This window comes from Streptomyces sp. YKOK-I1, from assembly GCF_054660435.1.
Map to the genome: position 1 here is coordinate 7,365,126 of NZ_BAAGDR010000001.1, position 22,157 is coordinate 7,387,282.

The following is a 22,157-nucleotide window of genomic DNA, read 5'->3' on the forward strand; positions in this document are numbered from 1 at the left end:
TCCCGTAAGGAAGCACAACAGATGAGCAAGCTGCGTGTGGCGGTCCTCGGCGCCAGGGGCCGGATCGGTTCCGAGGCGGTACGGGCCGTCGAAGCCGCCGAGGACATGGAGCTGGTGGCCGCGCTGGGCCGCGGCGACAAGCTGGAGACGCTGGCCGAGACCGGTGCCCAGGTCGCCGTGGAGCTCACCACGCCCGCCTCCGTGATGGAGAACCTCGAGTACTGCGTGGGCCACGGCATCCACGCCGTCGTCGGGACGACGGGCTGGACCGAGGAGCGCCTCGCGCAGCTGAACGGCTGGCTGGCCGCCTCGCCGGAGACCGGTGTGCTCATCGCACCGAACTTCTCCATCGGCGCGGTCCTCACCATGAAGTTCGCGCAGATTGCGGCGCCGTACTTCGAGTCCGTCGAGGTCGTCGAGCTGCACCACCCCAACAAGGTCGACGCCCCCTCCGGCACCGCCACCCGCACCGCCCAGCTCATCGCCGAGGCCCGCCGCGCGGCCGGCACCGCCCCGGCCCCGGACGCCACGGCGACGGGCCTGGACGGCGCCCGCGGCGCGGACGTGGACGGCGTCCCCGTGCACGCCGTCCGCCTGCGCGGCCTCCTCGCGCACCAGGAGATCCTGCTGGGCGGCGAGGGCGAGACCCTGACCGTCCGCCACGACTCCCTCCACCACAGCAGCTTCATGCCGGGCATCCTGCTGGGCGCCCGCCGGGTGGTGACGACTCCGGGCCTCACCTTCGGCCTGGAGCACTTCCTGGACCTGAACTAGAGATCCCTTCCGATATGCGCGCCAAGCTCTCCTACGCGGTCACGGCCGCCGTCCTGGTCTTCTACTTCGTCCTGGTCGGCAGCCGCGGCGTCATGCTCATCCAGTCCGGCACGGTCATCACCGTCACCTTCGGGATCGCGGTGCTGATCCTGCCGGTCATCGGCGTCTGGTTCCTGTGGAAGAACACCCAGTTCGTCCGCCGGGCCAACGCCCTCGCCGCCGCGCTCGACGCCGAGGGCGGCCTCCCCGTCGACGAGCTGAGGCGCACCCCGGGCGGCCGGATCGACCGTGGCTCGGCCGACGAGGTCTTCGCCCGGCGCAAGGCCGAGACCGAGGCGGCCCCCGAGGACTGGCGCACCTGGTTCCGGCTGGCCGTCGCCTACCACGACGCCCGTGACACCCCGCGCGCCCGCAAGGCGATGCAGCGCGCGATCCGCCTCCACGACGGCAAGAGCGTCGAACCGGCCTGACCACCCGGTCGCCGTACGCCGAAGGGGCCGGCCCGCACTCTCCGCGGACCGGCCCCTTCGGCGTGTCGTGTCTCGTCGTGCGCTCAGCCGCGCCCGTTCTCCGACGCCCACGCCTCGACGGCGTCGGAGGCCCGGTCGAAGGCCTCGGAGCGCCCCAGGAAGTCCGCCCCGTGCGTGGTCAGCAGCATCGCGGTCTCCTCCGCCGGCCGGTCCCGTCGTACGAGGAGCAGCGCCTGCCCCTGGACAGTGCGCGGCAGGCCCAGCCAGCGCACCGGCTGCTGCACCGTCCGGACGACCGCGACCCGGTCCCACGGCACCGTCCGCGTCAGCAGGAAGCGCACGTGCCGCAGGCCCCGCGGGCTCACCCACACACCCATGCGCAGCAGCCGCAGCGCGGCGGCGATCACCAGCAGTGAGATCCCGAGGATGACGCCGGCGTCGGAGCCCTTCCCGGTCAGCGCGATGACGACCGCCGCGAGCAGCACGTACGACGCGAGCAGCAGGGCCAGCGCGGCCGCCACGACCCGCCACGGGCCGGGCCGGTAGGGGCGCCGCCAGCGCTCACGGTCCTCGAAGGGCAGCGCGACATCGTCCGCTGTCTCGAACGGGCGCTCGGCCGTCAGAAAGGGCAGGGGCACGGCTGGTCCTCACTCGTTCGTGCGTGGGCTGTGCCCGGTGAGGCTATCGCGTCAGTGCTCCTGAGACGCCTGCGGCTGCTGTGACGGCTGTGACTGTTGTGTCGGGGAGGAGTGGTCCACTGTCAGCGCCGGCCTCCCGATGACCACCGACCCCACGAGCGCGACCACGATCGTGAGCCCCGGCAGCCAGCGAAGAAAACGTCATCACCGGGCACAGTCCGGGGCCCCGTAGAGTGGGCGCCGCCCGCAGAAGTGATGGAAGGGACCTTCCGACCCGTGACCGACACCCCCGCCGCCGCCCCCACCCCCAGCTTCCGGAGCGACGTCACCGTCGAGCTGGTCAAGCACAGCGCGTCCGACTCCGACGTGCTGTGGGCCGCCCGTGTCTCCACGGCCGGCGAGCAGTCCCTGGACGAGCTGAAGAAGGACCCCGAGCGCTCCAAGGGCCTGATCAACTACCTGATGCGGGACCGGCACGGCAGCCCGTTCGAGCACAACTCGATGACCTTCTTCATCAGCGCCCCGATCTTCGTGTTCCGCGAGTTCATGCGGCACCGCGTCGGCTGGTCGTACAACGAGGAATCGGGCCGCTACCGGGAGCTGGAGCCCGTCTTCTACGTTCCGGGCACCTCGCGCAAGCTCGTGCAGCAGGGCCGCCCCGGCAAGTACGTGTTCGTCGAGGGCACCCCCGAGCAGCACGAGTTCGTCGGCAAGGCCATGGAGGACTCCTACCGCCAGGCGTACGAGGCCTACCAGGAGATGCTCACGCAGGGCGTCGCCCGTGAGGTCGCCCGCGCGGTCCTGCCCGTCGGGCTCTTCTCCTCGATGTACGCCACCTGCAACGCCCGCTCGCTGATGCACTTCCTCGGCCTGCGCACCCAGCACGAACTCGCGAAGGTGCCGTCGTTCCCGCAGCGGGAGATCGAGATGGTGGGCGAGAAGATGGAGGCCGAGTGGGCGAAGCTCATGCCCCTCACGTACGCGGCCTTCAACGCCAACGGTCGTGTCGCGCCGTAACGAAGGCGTGTTCTCCTGCCCGGCACACATGTACGGGTCATCCGCGCGAAGTGTCCGTATTGCGGCATTTAGAGAAGTTCATCTAGCCTGATCAAACGGACCCGGTACTGCTTGAACCCCCGAGCAGGCAGTACCGGGCTCCGCATTTGTCGTGACTTTTCGTAACCCCCCGAGGGCAGACCACACGGGGAGCAACGAGTAGCGTGTTACCCATGGCTCCGACCTCCACTCCGCAGACCCCCTTCGGGCGGGTCCTCACCGCCATGGTCACGCCGTTCACGGCGGACGGCGCACTCGACCTCGACGGCGCCCAGCGGCTCGCCACCCACCTGGTGGACGCAGGCAACGACGGCCTGATCATCAACGGCACCACCGGTGAGTCCCCCACCACCACCGACGCGGAGAAATCGGACCTCGTACGAGTCGTCCTGGAGGCCGTCGGCGACCGGGCCCACATCGTCGCCGGTGTCGGCACCAACGACACCCACCACAGCGTCGAACTGGCCAAGGCCGCCGAGAAGACCGGCGCGCACGGCCTGCTGGTCGTCACCCCGTACTACAACAAGCCCCCGCAGGAGGGCCTGTACCGGCACTTCACGGCCGTCGCCGACGCCGCCGAGCTGCCGGTCATGCTCTACGACATCCCCGGCCGCAGCGGCGTCCCGATCAGCACCGAGACGCTCGTCCGCCTCGCCGAGCACCCCCGGATCGTCGCCAACAAGGACGCCAAGGGCGACCTCGGCCGCGCGAGCTGGGCCATCGCGCGCACCGGCCTCGCCTGGTACTCCGGCGACGACATGCTGAACCTCCCGCTGCTCTCCGTGGGCGCGGTCGGCTTCGTCTCGGTCGTCGGCCATGTCGTCACGCCCGACCTGCGCGCCCTCGTGGACGCGTTCGTCGCCGGTGACGTCCAGAAGGCCACCGAGATCCACCAGAAGCTGCTCCCGGTCTACACGGGCATGTTCCGCACCCAGGGCGTCATGACCACCAAGGCCGCGCTCGCCCTGCAGGGTCTGCCCGCCGGTCCGCTGCGCTCTCCCATGGTCGAATGCTCGCCGGAAGAGATCGGGCAGCTCAAGATCGATCTTGCCGCGGGCGGGGTACAGCTCTGACAACGGACTTCACAACTGAATAGGCAGGACACCGGTGCCTGCACCCACAACGACAACTGCTTCTGCACGAACGTCACGCGCGCCACGTGCCCTACCGGTACGTGGCGCGCGTGTTTGAGGAGAGTCTTTTGAGTCATCCGCATCCGGAACTGAGCCCGCCGCCGCCGCTCCCCAAGGGCGGCCTGCGGGTCACCCCACTCGGCGGCCTCGGCGAGATCGGCCGCAACATGACGGTCTTCGAGTTCGGCGGCCGTCTGCTGATCGTCGATTGCGGAGTGCTCTTCCCCGAGGAGGAGCAGCCCGGGATCGACCTGATCCTGCCCGACTTCTCGTCCATCCGTGACCGGCTGGACGACATCGAGGGCATCGTCCTCACCCACGGTCACGAGGACCACATCGGGGCCGTCCCCTATCTCCTGCGCGAGAAGCCGGACATCCCGCTGATCGGCTCCAAGCTGACCCTCGCGCTCATCGAGGCCAAGCTCCAGGAGCACCGGATCCGTCCGTACACCCTCGAGGTGGCGGAGGGGAACCGCGAGCGCATCGGCCCCTTCGACTGCGAGTTCATCGCCGTCAACCACTCCATCCCGGACGCCCTCGCCGTCGCGATCCGCACCCCCGCCGGCATGGTGGTCCACACGGGCGACTTCAAGATGGACCAGCTGCCGCTGGACGGGCGTCTCACGGATCTGCACGCGTTCGCCCGCCTGAGCGAGGAGGGCATCGACCTTCTCCTCTCCGACTCGACGAACGCCGAGGTCCCCGGTTTCGTGCCGCCCGAGCGGGACATCTCCAACGTCCTGCGCACGGTCTTCGCGAACGCCCGCAAGCGGATCATCGTGGCCAGCTTCGCCAGCCATGTCCACCGCATCCAGCAGATCCTGGACACCGCCCACGAGTACGGCCGCCGGGTCGCCTTCGTCGGCCGTTCGATGGTCCGCAACATGGGCATCGCCCGGGACCTCGGCTATCTGAAGGTCCCGCCGGGCCTGGTGGTCGACGTCAAGACGCTCGACGACCTCCCCGACCACGAGGTGGTCCTGGTCTGCACGGGCTCCCAGGGCGAACCGATGGCCGCGCTGTCCCGGATGGCCAACCGCGACCACCAGATCCGTATCGTCCCCGGCGACACGGTCATCCTGGCGTCGTCCCTGATCCCGGGCAACGAGAACGCGGTCTACCGCGTGATCAACGGCCTGACCCGCTGGGGCGCGAACGTCGTCCACAAGGGCAACGCCAAGGTCCATGTCTCCGGCCACGCCTCGGCGGGCGAGCTGCTGTACTTCTACAACATCTGCCGCCCGAAGAACCTGATGCCGGTCCACGGCGAGTGGCGCCATCTGCGGGCCAACGCCGAGCTGGGCGCCCTGACGGGCGTCCCGCACGACCGCATCGTCATCGCCGAGGACGGCATCGCCGTCGACCTCGTCGAGGGCAAGGCCAAGATCTCCGGCAAGGTCCAGGCGGGGTACGTCTACGTCGACGGGCTCTCCGTCGGCGACGTCGGCGAGCCGGCGCTGAAGGACCGGAAGATCCTCGGCGACGAGGGCATCATCTCGGTCTTCGTGGTCGTGGACTCCTCCACCGGCAAGATCACCGGCGGCCCGCACATCCAGGCCCGCGGCTCCGGCATCGAGGACTCGGCCTTCGGAGACGTCGTCCCGAAGATCAACGAGGTCCTGGAGCGCTCGGCCCAGGACGGTGTGGTCGAACCCCACCAACTGCAGCAGCTCATCCGCCGCACCCTGGGCAAGTGGGTCTCCGACAACTATCGCCGCAGGCCGATGATCCTCCCGGTCGTGGTGGAGGTCTGAGCGACGCACGACACGTGTACGACGGCTCGTACGTGTGAACCTGGAGCGGGGCGCCTCGATTTGCATCGGGGCGCCCCGCTCCAGTACGTTTACGGCTCCGCCTGAACGGGAAGCGGTCCGCGCCACGCGCCGGACCTGCCCACCGGGAGGGGCCGGGAAAACCGACTCAGAACTTCTGATAAAGTCGGAACCGCCGGAAAGGAAACCGCGAAACAAAAGCGGGAACCTGGAAAGCACCGAGGAAATCGGATCGAGAAAAGATCTGATAGAGTCGGAAACGCAAGACCGAAGGGAAGCCCGGAGGAAAACCTGAGAGAGTCTCTCAGGCAAGTACAAAGGAAGCTTTCGTTCCTTGAGAACTCAACAGCGTGCCAAAAATCAACGCCAGATTAGTTGATACCCCGTCCCCGGCAGTGATAGCCGAGGATGAGGTTCCTTTGAAAAAACACAGCGAGGACGCTGTGAACGGTCGGATCATTCCTCCGACTGTTCCGCTCTCGTGATGTGTGCACCGGATGACCGGTAAACATTCACGGAGAGTTTGATCCTGGCTCAGGACGAACGCTGGCGGCGTGCTTAACACATGCAAGTCGAACGATGAAGCCCTTCGGGGTGGATTAGTGGCGAACGGGTGAGTAACACGTGGGCAATCTGCCCTTCACTCTGGGACAAGCCCTGGAAACGGGGTCTAATACCGGATATCACTCTCGCAGGCATCTGTGAGGGTCGAAAGCTCCGGCGGTGAAGGATGAGCCCGCGGCCTATCAGCTTGTTGGTGAGGTAATGGCTCACCAAGGCGACGACGGGTAGCCGGCCTGAGAGGGCGACCGGCCACACTGGGACTGAGACACGGCCCAGACTCCTACGGGAGGCAGCAGTGGGGAATATTGCACAATGGGCGAAAGCCTGATGCAGCGACGCCGCGTGAGGGATGACGGCCTTCGGGTTGTAAACCTCTTTCAGCAGGGAAGAAGCGAAAGTGACGGTACCTGCAGAAGAAGCGCCGGCTAACTACGTGCCAGCAGCCGCGGTAATACGTAGGGCGCAAGCGTTGTCCGGAATTATTGGGCGTAAAGAGCTCGTAGGCGGCTTGTCACGTCGGGTGTGAAAGCCCGGGGCTTAACCCCGGGTCTGCATTCGATACGGGCTAGCTAGAGTGTGGTAGGGGAGATCGGAATTCCTGGTGTAGCGGTGAAATGCGCAGATATCAGGAGGAACACCGGTGGCGAAGGCGGATCTCTGGGCCATTACTGACGCTGAGGAGCGAAAGCGTGGGGAGCGAACAGGATTAGATACCCTGGTAGTCCACGCCGTAAACGGTGGGAACTAGGTGTTGGCGACATTCCACGTCGTCGGTGCCGCAGCTAACGCATTAAGTTCCCCGCCTGGGGAGTACGGCCGCAAGGCTAAAACTCAAAGGAATTGACGGGGGCCCGCACAAGCAGCGGAGCATGTGGCTTAATTCGACGCAACGCGAAGAACCTTACCAAGGCTTGACATACACCGGAAACGGCCAGAGATGGTCGCCCCCTTGTGGTCGGTGTACAGGTGGTGCATGGCTGTCGTCAGCTCGTGTCGTGAGATGTTGGGTTAAGTCCCGCAACGAGCGCAACCCTTGTCCTGTGTTGCCAGCATGCCCTTCGGGGTGATGGGGACTCACAGGAGACCGCCGGGGTCAACTCGGAGGAAGGTGGGGACGACGTCAAGTCATCATGCCCCTTATGTCTTGGGCTGCACACGTGCTACAATGGCAGGTACAAAGAGCTGCGAAACCGTGAGGTGGAGCGAATCTCAAAAAGCCTGTCTCAGTTCGGATTGGGGTCTGCAACTCGACCCCATGAAGTCGGAGTTGCTAGTAATCGCAGATCAGCATTGCTGCGGTGAATACGTTCCCGGGCCTTGTACACACCGCCCGTCACGTCACGAAAGTCGGTAACACCCGAAGCCGGTGGCCCAACCCCTTGTGGGAGGGAGCTGTCGAAGGTGGGACTGGCGATTGGGACGAAGTCGTAACAAGGTAGCCGTACCGGAAGGTGCGGCTGGATCACCTCCTTTCTAAGGAGCACATAGCCAGCTTCGAGCGAATGTCTCGGAGTGGTTGCTCATGGGTGGAACGTTGATTATTCGGCACTCTTGACCTGCTCTGGTCGCTAGTACTGCTTCGGTGTGGAACGCGAGTTGGAGGGGCGAGGGTGTCGGGCACGCTGTTGGGTGTCTGAGGGAATGAACCCTCGGATGCCGGCCCCAGTGAACTCCAGCCTCTGGTTGGGGGTGATGGGTGGCTGGTCGTTGTTTGAGAACTGCACAGTGGACGCGAGCATCTGTGGCCAAGTTTTTAAGGGCGCACGGTGGATGCCTTGGCACCAGGAACCGATGAAGGACGTGGGAGGCCACGATAGTCCCCGGGGAGTCGTCAACCAGGCTTTGATCCGGGGGTTTCCGAATGGGGAAACCCGGCAGTCGTCATGGGCTGTCACCCGCTGCTGAACACATAGGCAGTGTGGAGGGAACGCGGGGAAGTGAAACATCTCAGTACCCGCAGGAAGAGAAAACAACCGTGATTCCGGGAGTAGTGGCGAGCGAAACCGGATGAGGCCAAACCGTATGCGTGTGAGACCCGGCAGGGGTTGCGCATACGGGGTTGTGGGATTTCTCTTGATCAGTCTGCCGGCTGGTCGGCGAGTCAGAAACCGTATGGATAGGCGAAGGACATGCGAAAGGTCCGGCGTAGAGGGTAAGACCCCCGTAGTCGAAATCTGTACGGCTCGTTTGAGAAACACCCAAGTAGCACGGGGCCCGAGAAATCCCGTGTGAATCTGGCGGGACCACCCGCTAAGCCTAAATATTCCCTGGTGACCGATAGCGGATAGTACCGTGAGGGAATGGTGAAAAGTACCGCGGGAGCGGAGTGAAATAGTACCTGAAACCGTGTGCCTACAAGCCGTGGGAGCGTCGGACATCAGCTTGCTGGTGTCTCGTGACTGCGTGCCTTTTGAAGAATGAGCCTGCGAGTTTGCGGTGTGTTGCGAGGTTAACCCGGGTGGGGTAGCCGTAGCGAAAGCGAGTCCGAACAGGGCGTTTCAGTAGCACGCTCAAGACCCGAAGCGGAGTGATCTAGCCATGGGCAGGTTGAAGCGGAGGTAAGACTTCGTGGAGGACCGAACCCACCAGGGTTGAAAACCTGGGGGATGACCTGTGGTTAGGGGTGAAAGGCCAATCAAACTCCGTGATAGCTGGTTCTCCCCGAAATGCATTTAGGTGCAGCGTCGTGTGTTTCTTGCCGGAGGTAGAGCACTGGATAGGCGATGGGCCCTACCGGGTTACTGACCTTAGCCAAACTCCGAATGCCGGTAAGTGAGAGCGCGGCAGTGAGACTGTGGGGGATAAGCTCCATGGTCGAGAGGGAAACAGCCCAGAGCATCGACTAAGGCCCCTAAGCGTACGCTAAGTGGGAAAGGATGTGGAGTCGCAGAGACAACCAGGAGGTTGGCTTAGAAGCAGCCACCCTTGAAAGAGTGCGTAATAGCTCACTGGTCTAGTGATTCCGCGCCGACAATGTAGCGGGGCTCAAGCGTACCGCCGAAGTCGTGTCATTGCAGCGATAAGCCCCAACGGGTGCTGTGATGGGTAGGGGAGCGTCGTGTGCCGGGTGAAGCAGCACCGGAAGGTAGTTGTGGACGGTTCACGAGTGAGAATGCAGGCATGAGTAGCGATTCACACGTGAGAAACGTGTGCGCCGATTGACTAAGGGTTCCTGGGTCAAGCTGATCTGCCCAGGGTAAGTCGGGACCTAAGGCGAGGCCGACAGGCGTAGTCGATGGATAACCGGTTGATATTCCGGTACCCGCTGTGAAGCGTCAAACATCGAACCCATTAATGCTAAGGCCGTGAAGCCGCCCCGGAGCCTTCGGGCAAAGGGGAGTGGTGGAGCCGCTGATCCAAGGTGGTAGTAGGTGAGTGATGGGGTGACGCAGGAAGGTAGTCCAGCCCGGGCGGTGGTTGTCCCGGGGTAAGGGTGTAGGGCGAACGGTAGGCAAATCCGCCGTTCATACAGCCTGAGACCTGATGCCGAGCCGATTGTGGCGAAGTGGATGATCCTATGCTGTCGAGAAAAGCCTCTAGCGAGTTTCATGGCGGCCCGTACCCTAAACCGACTCAGGTGGTCAGGTAGAGAATACCGAGGCGTTCGGGTGAACTATGGTTAAGGAACTCGGCAAAATGCCCCCGTAACTTCGGGAGAAGGGGGGCCACGCCTGGTGAGGGGACTTGCTCTCCGAGCTGGGGGTGGCCGCAGAGACCAGCGAGAAGCGACTGTTTACTAAAAACACAGGTCCGTGCGAAGCCGTAAGGCGATGTATACGGACTGACGCCTGCCCGGTGCTGGAACGTTAAGGGGACCGGTTAGTCACATTTCGGTGTGGCGAAGCTGAGAACTTAAGCGCCAGTAAACGGCGGTGGTAACTATAACCATCCTAAGGTAGCGAAATTCCTTGTCGGGTAAGTTCCGACCTGCACGAATGGCGTAACGACTTCTCGACTGTCTCAACCATAGGCCCGGTGAAATTGCACTACGAGTAAAGATGCTCGTTTCGCGCAGCAGGACGGAAAGACCCCGGGACCTTTACTACAGTTTGATATTGGTGTTCGGTTCGGCTTGTGTAGGATAGGTGGGAGACTTTGAAGCGGCCACGCCAGTGGTTGTGGAGTCGTCGTTGAAATACCACTCTGGTCGTGCTGGATGTCTAACCTGGGTCCGTGATCCGGATCAGGGACAGTGTCTGATGGGTAGTTTAACTGGGGCGGTTGCCTCCTAAAGAGTAACGGAGGCGCCCAAAGGTTCCCTCAGCCTGGTTGGCAATCAGGTGTTGAGTGTAAGTGCACAAGGGAGCTTGACTGTGAGACCGACGGGTCGAGCAGGGACGAAAGTCGGGACTAGTGATCCGGCGGTGGCTTGTGGAAGCGCCGTCGCTCAACGGATAAAAGGTACCCCGGGGATAACAGGCTGATCTTCCCCAAGAGTCCATATCGACGGGATGGTTTGGCACCTCGATGTCGGCTCGTCGCATCCTGGGGCTGGAGTCGGTCCCAAGGGTTGGGCTGTTCGCCCATTAAAGCGGTACGCGAGCTGGGTTTAGAACGTCGTGAGACAGTTCGGTCCCTATCCGCTGCGCGCGCAGGAATATTGAGAAGGGCTGTCCCTAGTACGAGAGGACCGGGACGGACGAACCTCTGGTGTGCCAGTTGTTCTGCCAAGGGCATGGCTGGTTGGCTACGTTCGGGAGGGATAACCGCTGAAAGCATCTAAGCGGGAAGCCTGCTTCGAGATGAGTATTCCCACCCACTTGATGGGGTAAGGCTCCCAGTAGACGACTGGGTTGATAGGCCGGATCTGGAAGCACAGTAATGTGTGGAGGTGACCGGTACTAATAGGCCGAGGGCTTGTCCTCAGTTGCTCGCGTCCACTGTGTTGGTTCTGAAACCACGAACGGCCCCACGTTGCCACAGCGTGGTGCGGCTGAAACAGTTTCATAGTGTTTCGGTGGTCATAGCGTGAGGGAAACGCCCGGTTACATTCCGAACCCGGAAGCTAAGCCTCACAGCGCCGATGGTACTGCAGGGGGGACCCTGTGGGAGAGTAGGACACCGCCGAACAATCATTCAAAGGGTTGGGTTCTGAACTTCGGTTCAGGGCCCAACCCTTTTTTGTTTGCCTTCACTTGAAGTTCAACTTGCGCCCGCAGCATCCACAGCATGGGTACTGCTGCAATGCTCAGGGCCGCAGGGGTCGGAGTCGGTGACGAGGTCATCGTGCCGGCCTTCGGGAACGCCGAGGTCGCCGGGGCCGTCGCCCTCGCGGGTGCGCTGCCCGTGTTCGCCGACGTGGATCCGGTGACCTACTGCCTGGACGCGGCCGCTGTCGAAGCGGTCGTAACTCCGCGCACGGCGGCCGTCGTTGTCGTACACCGCTTCGGGCGGCCGGCCGATGTGCCGCGGTTGCTCGGGGTCGGGCAGCGGCACGGGCTGCTGGTGCTGGAGCAGGCGGAGTCCGAGGCCCCGTACGACGAGATCGCGCGGCGGCGGGAGCGGGCGGCCTACCTCGATGCCCGGCTGCGCGGCGTGCGGACGCCCGACAGCGGGGACGGGCACTCGTACCAGCAGTACGTCGTGCGGGTCCCCGGGAACGGCCGGCCCGACCGGGACGCCTTCGCCCGGGCTTTGCGGGGCAGGGGAGTTGAATGCCGGGTGCCGGTGAAGACCCCGTTGCACCGGCTGCCCGAGTTCCGGCGCTGTGTGTCGCTGCCGGAGACCGAGCTGGCCGCGGACGAGACGCTGGCCCTGCCGGTGGACGCCTCGCTGACGAAGCGGGACATGCAGCGGATCGTGGCTGCCTGCAATGCGCTCGGCGGGCTGCTGCAACCGGCCTTCTGAACGAGTTTGGGAACACGGGCTCGTTCGGGGTACGATCTGTTTCGTTGCCACGGGGGAAACCCCGAGAGCAACCGGCCCCCTTAGCTCAGTCGGCAGAGCGTCTCCATGGTAAGGAGAAGGTCAACGGTTCGATTCCGTTAGGGGGCTCAAGAAAAAACCCTCGCCCTTTCGGGCGGGGGTTTTCTCATGCCACCCGCATGGCCAGGATCGCCATGTCGTCGGACGGGGCGTCCGAGGCGAAGCGTTCGACCGCGCGCATGATGCGGGCCGCGACCGCGCCGGCCGTGAGCCCCGTACAGGTCGACAGGACGTCGGTCAGACCGTCGTCGCCCAGCATGCGCGTGCCCTCACGGCGCTCGGTGACACCGTCCGTGACACACAACAGGACGTCGCCCGGATCGAGGGTGACCGTCTGCTCGTACAGCTCCAGGTCCTCGATGACACCGAGGAGCGGCTGTGGCTCGGCGGCGGGCTCGACCGTGCCGTCCTGGCGCAGCCGCAGCGGGAGGGGGTGACCGGCGCAGACCACCTTCAGCTCCGCGCTGCCGTCGGGCCGCGGGCGCATCTCGCCGTAGAGGAGGGTCAGGAAGCGGCTGCGGGCGCCCTCGTCGAGGATGGCCGAGTTGAGGCGCTCCAGGACCGCCGGGCCGCTGAGGCCCTCGCGGGCCAGCAGGCGCAGGGCGTGGCGGGCCAGGCCGGTCACGGCGGCCGCGTGCGGGCCCGTGCCGCAGACGTCGCCGATGGCGAAGCCGTAGGCGCCGTCGCTGATCGGGAAGACGTCGTAGAAGTCGCCTCCGACCTCGTTGCCCTCGCCGGCCGCGCGGTAGATGACGTCGACCTCGACGCCGTCGATGTCGGGGAGGCCCGGGGGCAGCAGGCTGCGCTGGAGGGACTGGCTGATGGCCGTCCGCTCGGAGTAGAGACGGGCGTTGTCGAGGGCGAGGGCGGCCCGGCGGCTCAAGTCCTCGGCCAGTTCCAGGATCTCCTGGCGGAAGTGTTCGTCGGTGGGCTTGCCGAGGGTCAGCATGCCGATGACACGGTTGCGGGCGACCAGGGGAAGGACGACCGTCTCGCCGCCGACCGCGGAGGCCGTGGCGAGGGTGGGCCCGATACCGGAGGACACCTGGTGGGTGGGGCCGCCGGTCAGGCCCAGGCTGCGCATCGAGCTGCGCAGGGCCGCCTCGTGCGCGGCCTCGCCGGGGGCCGCCCAGACGCGGGCGCCCGGGGTGGGGACCGGGTCGGGCGGGGCGATCTTGGAGAGCAACGACTTGATGCCGTCGATGAGTTCCTCGTCCTCGTGCAGGACGTAGGACAGGTACGGGTCGGAGGCCTGGTCGGCGATCGTGTAGACCGCGCACCAGGTCGCCAGGGTGGGGACGGTCATCTGGGCCATCAGGGCCAGGGTCTGGTCGCGGTCGAGGGTGCCGGCGAGGAGGTCGGAGGCCTCGACGAGGAAGCTGAGGGAGCCCCGGCGCAGCCGCTCCAGTTCGCCGAGGCGGGCCGACTCCACGGCGAGGGCGATGCGGTCGGCCGCGAACTGCAGGCGCAGGGCCTCCTCGTTGGAGTAGCGGCCGGGTCCCTCCGCCGCGACGCCGAGGGAACCGGTGAGGCGGCCCTCCACCTTCAGGGGGACCGTGACGACCGAGCGCATTCCGGTGCCGTTCAGCAGGGGGACGGCGCCGGGGACGGCCAGCAGGTCCTCGTGGACGGCCGGCATACGGGCCGAGCCGTAGCGGCCGGGGCCCGCCTCGACGGGCACGCGGGCGAAGCGCTGGCGGGCCGAGGGCAGACCGGTGGAGGCGCGGACCTCCAGCTCGGTCTCGTCGTCGGTGGCGAGGAGCAGGAAGGCGGAGTCGCCGTCGAGCATGTCGCGGGCGCGTTCCACGGTGCGCTGGAGGAGGCCGTCGAGGTCGTCCGGGGCGGGGGAGCCGATGAAGACCTCGAAGGGATCGGCGCTCTGGCCGTCCGCGGGGGCGGTGTCGGAGGCGGGCAGGCGCGACGGGGTCTGCAGGACGGCGCGTTCGTGGTCGCGGACCAGGAGGCAGACCGTGGAGGGTTCGCCGTCGGTGTCGCGGACGCGGAGGTGGGAGGCGTACACCGGGGTGACCCGGCCCGAGGCGCCGCGGATGCCGTAACTGCCCTCCCAGCGGGAGAGCTGGAGGGCCTCGGCGATGCCGGTGCCGGTGCCGGGGGTGTGCGGCCAGGCGGCGAGGTCGGTGAGGGGCTTGCCGGTGACCTGGTCGGCGGCGTAGCCGAAGAGTTCCTCCGCGTCCTCGTTCCACGCGGAGACGGCGCCGGCGCGGTCGATCTGGACGACCGCGACGCGGACGCGGCTGTCGGCGAGCGGAAGGAGGTCGGCCGGGAGGGACGGGCCGGCGGTGCGCGTGCCCACCGGGCGGTCGGGGAGGTCGAGTTGGAACCAGACCTGTTTGTGGGTGGGGGTGTACTCGACGCCCCAGCGGGTGGCGATGGCCGCGCAGAGCTGGAGGCCGCGGCCGCCTTCGCGGTCGGGGCTGCCCATGGTGGCGGGGGAGCCCTGGAGGGGGATCTCGCGTTCCGGGTAGCGGTCGCCCACCTCGATGCGTACGCCGTCCTCGGAGCGCAGGCACAGGACGTCGGCGTGCGTGCCCGCGTGCACGACCGCGTTCGTCACCAGTTCGCTCGTGAGGACGACGGCGTCGTCGACGATGTCGGCGAAACCCCACCCCTGGAGGGTGTCGCGGACGAACGAACGGGCGGTCGCGACGGATCGCCCGACGGGCTCGAAGCTGGCAGCCGCGCGCGCGGTGATCACGGAACTCCTCGGCCGGTCGTCGACGTGGGGGGATCCCTGGCCGCCCTGGTCACGCCGCTGCTGCGGCGGGCGCAGGCCGGAAGGCCGGGGGTCCGGGGGCTGTCCCCCCGGGATCAGTCCGGTGGTCATGTTGCGGCCGCCCCTCCGATGCCCGCTCGTGCCTCGTGCCACCGCCCAGGCCGGACGGACCGGCGCGGCTGGACAGCCGCATGCAAGGTTACTTACCTTCCCCGCCCGTTCGGATGCCGGTCACTGGTGTTTCCGTCTCAAGAGGGCCTGTGGGTGTGCGGACGATGTGCGAAGCTGCCGAACTGTTATGGCCGGGTTCGGAGAGGGTGAAACACTGGGCAAGCTTCTTGTGAAGGTCCGGGCAGACTGGGTGTCTTCTGAGTACAGGGGGCAGCAGCCCCCGGGGTCCGCCTGGTTGGATCAGGCGGAAAACCCTGCGGTAACTGGCAACTTCAAGTAGCAAGACCTCAGCACAGCGTAACGGTCGAATCCCTGCGGGAGGGACAAGTGGAGTCTGGCGCAGCGACGCGGAGCACTAAGGCGCGCGCGAAAGGCGGACCGTCCCTGAGCAGGCGCGCGCCGCGCGGTGGCACCACCACGGTGGACACGGCGGCCCTGGAGCGGCTGCTGGCGGCCCTGGTGTCGATGCGGGACGGGAACTTCCGCAAACGGCTCACGGTGTCCGGCGACGGTGTGATGTCGGAGATCGCGGCCGTGTTCAACGAGGTGGCGGACCGTAATCTCCACCTCACGGGTGAGCTTTCGCGCGTACGTCGCATGGTGGGCCGTGAGGGCAAGCTCACCGAGCGGCTGGAGACGGGTGCCTGTGAGGGCTCGTGGGCGGCGGCGATCGATCACTCGAACGCGCTGGTCGACGATCTCGTGCGGCCGGTGTCCGAGGTGGGGCGGGTGCTGTCGGCGGTGGCCGAGGGTGATCTGTCGCCGCGGATGGAGCTGCGGACGCAGACGCCCGAGGGGGCGGCGGGGCAGCCGTTGCGCGGGGAGTTCCTGAAGGTCGGGCGGACCGTCAACAACCTGGTCGACCAGCTGTCGACGTTCACCGACGAGGTCACCCGGGTGGCCAGCGAGGTGGGCACCGAGGGCAAGCTGGGCGGCCAGGCGCAGGTGCGGGGCATGTCCGGGTCGTGGAAGGACCTGACGGAGTCCGTCAACACGATGGCGGAGCGGCTGACGGCCCAGGTGCGGGACATCGCGCTGGTGACGACGGCGGTGGCCAAGGGTGATCTGTCGCGGAAGGTGACGGTTCACGTCGAGGGCGAGATGCTCGAGCTGAAGAACACCGTCAACACGATGGTGGACCAGCTCTCCGCGTTCTCGTCGGAGGTGACCCGGGTCGCGCGCGAGGTGGGCACCGACGGCATCCTCGGCGGCCAGGCGCGGGTGTCGGGGGTCGACGGTGTGTGGAAGGAACTCACCGATTCGGTGAACACCATGGCCGGCAACCTGACGGCCCAGGTGCGCGGGGTGTCCGAGGTGATGACGGCGGTCGCCAACGGTGACCTGTCGCGGAAGGTGACCGTTCCGGCGCGCGGTGAGGTCGCGCAGCTGGCCGAGACGATCAACCAGATGACCGAGACGCTGCGGATCTTCGCGGACGAGGTCACGCGGGTGGCCAACGAGGTGGGGGCCGCGGGGCAGTTGGGCGGCCAGGCGAACGTGCCCGGTGCGGCGGGGACGTGGAAGGACCTGACGGACTCCGTCAACACGGTGTTCCGCAATCTCACCACGCAGGTGCGGGACATCGCGGCCGTGACGACGGCCGTGGCGAGCGGTGATCTGTCGCAGAAGGTCACCGTGGATGTGGCCGGCGAGATGCTGGAGCTGAAGAACACCGTCAACGGGATGGTGGACCAGCTGTCGGCGTTCGGTTCCGAAGTGACGCGTGTGGCGCGCGAGATCGGTGTCGAGGGTGAACTGGGCGGCCAGGCGCAGGTGTCGGGTGCGGCGGGGACGTGGAAGGACCTGACGGACTCCGTCAACACGGCGTTCAGGAACCTCACCGGGCAGGTGAGGAACATCGCCCAGGTGACGACGGCCGTGGCCAACGGCGATCTGTCGCAGAAGGTGACCGTCGACGTCTCCGGCGAGATGCTCCAGCTGAAGAACACCGTGAACACGATGGTGGACCAGCTGTCGTCGTTCGCCGACCAGGTGACGCGGATGGCCCGGGACGTGGGCACCGAGGGCCGCCTCGGCGGTCAGGCGCGGGTGGACGGGGTGTCGGGCACCTGGCGGGAGCTGACGGACTCCGTCAACTTCATGGCCGGCAACCTCACCTCCCAGGTGCGGCAGATCGCCCAGGTGACGACGGCGGTGGCGCGCGGTGACCTGTCGCAGAAGATCGACGTGGACGCGCGCGGGGAGATCCTGGAGCTGAAGAACACCATCAACACGATGGTCGACCAGCTCTCCGCGTTCGCCGACCAGGTGACCCGGGTGTCGCGGGACGTGGGTACGGAGGGCCGGCTCGGCGGTCAGGCGCAGGTGCCGGGTGTGGCCGGTGTGTGGCGGGACCTGACCGACTCGGTGAACGGCATGGCCGGCAACCTCACCGCCCAGGTGCGCAACATCGCGCAGGTCGCCACGGCGGTGGCCCGGGGTGACCTGTCCCAGAAGATCACCGTGGACGCGCGCGGGGAGATCCTGGAGCTGAAGAACACCCTGAACACGATGGTCGACCAGCTGTCGTCCTTCGCCCAGGAGGTCACCAGGGTCGCCCGTGAGGTCGGTACGGAGGGGCAGCTCGGCGGTCAGGCCGAGGTGCAGGGGGTCTCCGGTACCTGGAAGGACCTCACCCAGTCGGTGAACTTCATGGCGAACAACCTGACCATCCAGGTGCGTCAGATCGCCGAGGTCACGACGGCGGTCGCCAAGGGCGATCTGTCGAAGAAGATCACGGTCGACGCGAAGGGCGAGATCCTCGAGCTGGTGACCACCGTGAACACGATGGTGGACCAGCTGTCGTCCTTCGCCGAGCAGGTGACCCGGGTGGCCCGTGAGGTGGGCACCGAGGGCATCCTGGGCGGTCAGGCGCATGTCCCGGGGATCACGGGCATCTGGAAGGACCTCAGCGGCAATGTGAACCTGATGGCCAAGAACCTGACCATGCAGGTGCGCAACATCTCGCAGGTCGCGGCGGCGGTGGCCAACGGGGATCTGACGCGGACGGTGACGATCGAGGCGCGCGGCGAGGTCCAGCAGCTCGCCGACACCATCAACACGATGGTGAAGACGCTGAGCTCGTTCGCCGAGCAGGTCACCAAGGTGGCCCGTGAGGTGGGTACGGACGGCATCCTGGGCGGTCAGGCGCACGTACCGGGTGTGGCGGGGACGTGGAAGGACCTCACCGACTCCGTGAACGGCATGGCGTCGAACCTGACCGGCCAGGTGCGCAACATCGCCATGGTGACGACGGCCATCGCCAAGGGTGATCTGACGAAGAAGATCGACATCGACGCGCGTGGCGAGATCCTGGAGCTGAAGACGACCATCAACACGATGGTCGACCAGCTGTCGTCGTTCGCCGAGGAGGTCACCCGGGTCGCCCGTGAGGTGGGTACGGAGGGGCAGCTCGGCGGTCAGGCACGCGTGCGTGACGTGGACGGGACCTGGCGGGACCTGACGGAGTCCGTGAACGAGATGGCCGGGAACCTGACCCGGCAGGTGCGGGCCATCGCGCGTGCGGCGACCGCGGTGACCCGGGGTGACCTGAACCTGAAGCTGGACGTGGACGCGGCCGGTGAGATCCAGGAGCTCCAGGACTACATCAACAAGATGATCGCCAATCTGCGCGACACCACGATCGCCAACAAGGAGCAGGACTGGCTCAAGGGCAACCTCGCGCGCGTGTCGGCGCTCATGCAGGGGCGGCGCGACCTGGAGGACGTGGCCTCGCTGATCATGAGTGAGCTGCCGCCGCTGGTGGCCGCGCAGCACGGCGCGTTCTTCCTGGCGATGCCCTCGCCGGAGGGCACGGACGACCCGTACGAGCTGCGGATGCTGGGGTCGTACGGCTATTCGATGGGGTCGATGCCGACCTCGTTCCGGCCGGGTGAGGCGCTGGTGGGGACGGCCGCCGAGGAGAAGCGCACGATCCTGGTGGAGAACGCGCCGAGCGGCTATCTGAAGATCTCCTCCGGGCTCGGTGAGGCGCCGCCCGCGCAGGTGATCGTGCTGCCGGTGCTGTTCGAGGGCCAGGTGCTCGGGGTGATCGAGCTGGCGTCCTTCGCGCCGTTCACACAGATCCAGAAGGATTTCCTCAACCAGCTCGCCGAGATGATCGCGACCAGCGTCAACACGATCTCCGTCAACACCAAGACGGAGCTGCTGCTGAAGCAGTCGCAGGAGCTGACCGAGCAACTCCGTGAGCGGTCGGTGGAGTTGGAGCAGCGGCAGAAGGCCCTCCAGGCGTCCAACGCGGAGCTGGAGGAGAAGGCCGAGCTGCTGGCCCAGCAGAACCGGGACATCGAGGTGAAGAACACCGAGATCGAGGAGGCGCGGCAGGTCCTGGAGGAGCGTGCCGAGCAGCTCGCGGTGTCGATGCGCTACAAGAGCGAGTTCCTCGCGAACATGTCGCACGAGCTGCGGACGCCGCTGAACTCGCTGCTGATCCTGGCGAAGCTGCTCGCGGACAACGCAGAGGGCAACCTCTCGCCCAAGCAGGTCGAGTTCGCCGAGACGATCCACGGGGCGGGTTCCGATCTGCTTCAGCTGATCAACGACATCCTGGACCTGTCGAAGGTCGAGGCGGGCAAGATGGACGTCTCGCCGACGCGGATCGCGCTGGTGCAGCTCGTGGACTACGTGGAGGCGACCTTCCGGCCGCTGACCGCGGAGAAGGGCCTGGATCTGTCCGTGCGGGTGTCGCCGGAGCTGCCGGCCACGCTGCACACGGATGAGCAGCGGCTGTTGCAGGTGCTGCGCAATCTGCTGTCCAACGCGGTGAAGTTCACCGACTCCGGGTCGGTGGAGCTGGTGATCCGGCCGGCCGGCGCGGATGTGCCGGTGGCGATCCGGGAGCAGTTGCTGGAGGCCGGTTCGCTGACGGATCCGGACGCGCCGATGATCGCGTTCTCGGTGACCGACACGGGCATCGGGATCGCGGCGAGCAAGATGCGGGTGATCTTCGAGGCGTTCAAGCAGGCGGACGGCACGACCAGCCGCAAGTACGGGGGTACGGGCCTGGGACTGTCGATCTCGCGGGAGATCGCGCAGCTGCTCGGCGGGGAGATCCACGCGCAGAGCGAGCCGGGGCGCGGGTCGACGTTCACGCTGTATCTGCCGCTGCACCCCAGCGAGCTTCCGCCGCAGGGCTACCAGCAGATCGTGCCCGCGCTGGAGGCCGGTGACCTGGTGGCCTCGGAGAACGGGGCGATCGAGCTGTCGGAGCTGGGCGAGGCGGAGATCGTGACGCCGGCCGAGGTGAAGTCGTACCAGGAGACCCAGAACGGCGCGGCCGCGCTGTTCCGGCGTCGGCGGCGTTCGGTGAACGGCGGCGAGCAGGTGGGTGAGGCGGCGCACTGGCCGGCGCCGCAGGGGCCGCGGGCCATCCGCTTCGGCGGTGAGAAGGTGCTGATCGTCGACGACGACATCCGCAATGTGTTCGCGCTGACCAGCGTTCTGGAGCAGCACGGTCTGTCCGTGCTGTACGCGGAGAACGGCCGCGAGGGCATCGAGGTCCTGGAGCAGCACGACGACGTGACGGTCGTCCTGATGGACATCATGATGCCCGAGATGGACGGCTACGCGACGACGACGGCGATCCGCCGGATGCCGCAGTTCTCGGGCCTGCCGATCATCGCGCTGACGGCGAAGGCGATGAAGGGCGACCGGGAGAAGGCGATCGAGTCGGGTGCTTCCGACTACGTCACGAAGCCGGTCGATCCTGATCATCTGCTGTCGGTGATGGAGCAGTGGATGCGCGGAGTGTGACCGGATGGGCGTATGTGACGGAATGCGGCGGAAGACGTGAGAAGTTGCCGACCAAGGGCGTGCCGGGGTGCATGGCGGGGCGCGGATCGGGGAACCTTCTGGTCTCCTGCCGCGTTCCTGCTACGTGCACAGTGACATCACGGTGACAGGGTGTGGCGACGGTCGGGGTGCGGCTACCATGACCGGCACAAGGAAGGGCGGCGCAAAGGAGTCGTCCCCAGGGGCGGCGCCCGGTGCACTGCCGGGGCGAGGAGGGCGGGCCATGGTGCAGAAGGCCAAGATCCTCCTGGTCGATGACCGGCCGGAGAATCTGCTGGCGCTGGAGGCGATCCTCTCGGCGCTCGATCAGACGCTGGTGCGGGCATCGTCCGGGGAAGAGGCGCTCAAAGCACTGCTGACGGACGACTTCGCGGTCATTCTGCTGGACGTCCAGATGCCGGGAATGGACGGTTTCGAAACGGCCGCGCACATCAAGCGGCGAGAACGCACCAGGGACATCCCGATCATCTTCCTCACGGCGATCAACCACGGCCCGCATCACACCTTCCGGGGGTATGCGGCCGGAGCGGTGGACTACATCTCCAAGCCGTTCGACCCGTGGGTGCTGCGCGCGAAGGTCTCGGTGTTCGTCGAGCTGTACATGAAGAACTGCCAGCTGAGGGAGCAGGCGGCGCTGCTGCGGCTCCAGTTGGAGGGTGGCGGCAAGGCCGCGGCGGGCGGCGCCAAGGAGCCGGCCGGGCTGCTGGCCGAGCTGTCCGCTCGGCTCGCGGCCGTCGAGGAGCAGGCGGAGGCGCTGTCCAAGCAGCTCGACGACGAGTCGGCGGACGCGGCCGCGGTGGCCACGGCGGCGCATCTGGAGCGCAAACTCACCGGTCTGCGCCGGGCGCTGGACGCGCTGGAGCCGGGCACGGGCAACGGCGCCGCCTCGGTGCCGTCGCAGAACTGAGCAGGCGTCGCCGAACTGAGTCGAGGGGCGGAAGCAGTTGGGCGTGAGCCGCGGTCAGGTCCCCGCCGTCAGGGGGCGGATGCGCCGGCTCACCACCCCCGCCCCTCGGACGCGTCAGTTCCACGCCTGCGCAAGGCCGACACGAACGGGTGAAGCAGTGGGCACACGTGTCCGCTGTCGTCTCCCCCGGTAACCTCACACC

10 protein-coding genes, 1 tRNA gene and 3 rRNA genes are annotated in these 22,157 nt (G+C 66.5%); 12 read left to right on the plus strand and 2 right to left on the minus strand.

Annotation, left to right across the window (positions count from 1 at the left end):
- Positions 1-21 precede the first annotated feature (21 nt).
- Positions 22-774 (plus strand): 4-hydroxy-tetrahydrodipicolinate reductase, encoded by a 753-nt coding sequence (dapB, locus tag ACYQ8Q_RS32915; protein ID WP_460070147.1) that lies wholly within the window; start codon positions 22-24, stop codon positions 772-774.
- A gap of 14 nt (positions 775-788) precedes the next feature.
- Positions 789-1,244 carry a hypothetical protein gene (locus ACYQ8Q_RS32920; RefSeq protein ID WP_460070149.1) on the plus strand — a complete coding sequence of 152 codons (456 nt, stop codon included), beginning with the start codon at positions 789-791 and terminating at the stop codon, positions 1,242-1,244.
- An 83-nt stretch (positions 1,245-1,327) separates the two neighbouring features.
- On the opposite strand, the gene ACYQ8Q_RS32925 is transcribed toward ACYQ8Q_RS32920, so the two are convergent.
- Positions 1,328-1,882: a hypothetical protein gene (locus tag ACYQ8Q_RS32925; protein WP_460070151.1), complete on the minus strand. Its 555-nt coding sequence runs from the start codon at positions 1,880-1,882 to the stop codon at positions 1,328-1,330.
- Between the two features lie 276 nt (positions 1,883-2,158).
- Between ACYQ8Q_RS32925 and thyX the strand changes: the two genes are divergently transcribed.
- The 8 genes from thyX (at position 2,159) to ACYQ8Q_RS32965 (ending at position 12,401) form a co-directional block, all read left to right on the plus strand.
- Positions 2,159-2,899, plus strand: coding sequence for an FAD-dependent thymidylate synthase (gene thyX, locus ACYQ8Q_RS32930; RefSeq protein WP_460070152.1), 741 nt, complete (start codon positions 2,159-2,161; stop codon positions 2,897-2,899).
- Positions 2,900-3,111: 212 nt separating this feature from the next.
- Complete coding sequence (dapA, locus tag ACYQ8Q_RS32935; RefSeq protein WP_460070154.1) at positions 3,112-4,011, plus strand: 4-hydroxy-tetrahydrodipicolinate synthase; 900 nt, start codon at positions 3,112-3,114, stop codon at positions 4,009-4,011.
- A gap of 128 nt (positions 4,012-4,139) precedes the next feature.
- Positions 4,140-5,825, plus strand: a complete 1,686-nt coding sequence (locus tag ACYQ8Q_RS32940; RefSeq protein ID WP_460070156.1) for a ribonuclease J — start codon at positions 4,140-4,142, stop codon at positions 5,823-5,825.
- 529 nt (positions 5,826-6,354) lie between these two features.
- Positions 6,355-7,880 (plus strand): 16S ribosomal RNA (locus ACYQ8Q_RS32945).
- 270 nt (positions 7,881-8,150) lie between these two features.
- A 23S ribosomal RNA gene (locus ACYQ8Q_RS32950) occupies positions 8,151-11,272 on the plus strand.
- A gap of 88 nt (positions 11,273-11,360) precedes the next feature.
- Positions 11,361-11,477: ribosomal RNA gene (gene rrf, locus ACYQ8Q_RS32955) — 5S ribosomal RNA — on the plus strand.
- The 16S, 23S and 5S rRNA genes sit together here, the layout of an rRNA operon.
- 114 nt (positions 11,478-11,591) lie before the next feature.
- Positions 11,592-12,254 (plus strand): DegT/DnrJ/EryC1/StrS family aminotransferase, encoded by a 663-nt coding sequence (locus ACYQ8Q_RS32960; protein ID WP_460073589.1) that lies wholly within the window; start codon positions 11,592-11,594, stop codon positions 12,252-12,254.
- Between the two features lie 74 nt (positions 12,255-12,328).
- Positions 12,329-12,401 (plus strand) — tRNA-Thr (locus tag ACYQ8Q_RS32965).
- Positions 12,402-12,438: 37 nt separating this feature from the next.
- Here the strand turns inward: ACYQ8Q_RS32965 and ACYQ8Q_RS32970 are convergent.
- Positions 12,439-15,177, minus strand: a complete 2,739-nt coding sequence (locus tag ACYQ8Q_RS32970; protein ID WP_460070158.1) for a SpoIIE family protein phosphatase — start codon at positions 15,175-15,177, stop codon at positions 12,439-12,441.
- Positions 15,178-15,564: 387 nt separating this feature from the next.
- Between ACYQ8Q_RS32970 and ACYQ8Q_RS32975 the strand changes: the two genes are divergently transcribed.
- Together ACYQ8Q_RS32975 and ACYQ8Q_RS32980 are read left to right on the plus strand one after the other, a co-directional pair.
- Positions 15,565-21,009: a HAMP domain-containing protein gene (locus ACYQ8Q_RS32975; protein ID WP_460070160.1), complete on the plus strand. Its 5,445-nt coding sequence runs from the start codon at positions 15,565-15,567 to the stop codon at positions 21,007-21,009.
- A 262-nt stretch (positions 21,010-21,271) separates the two neighbouring features.
- Positions 21,272-21,955, plus strand: coding sequence for a response regulator (locus ACYQ8Q_RS32980; protein ID WP_358989883.1), 684 nt, complete (start codon positions 21,272-21,274; stop codon positions 21,953-21,955).
- Positions 21,956-22,157 lie beyond the last annotated feature (202 nt).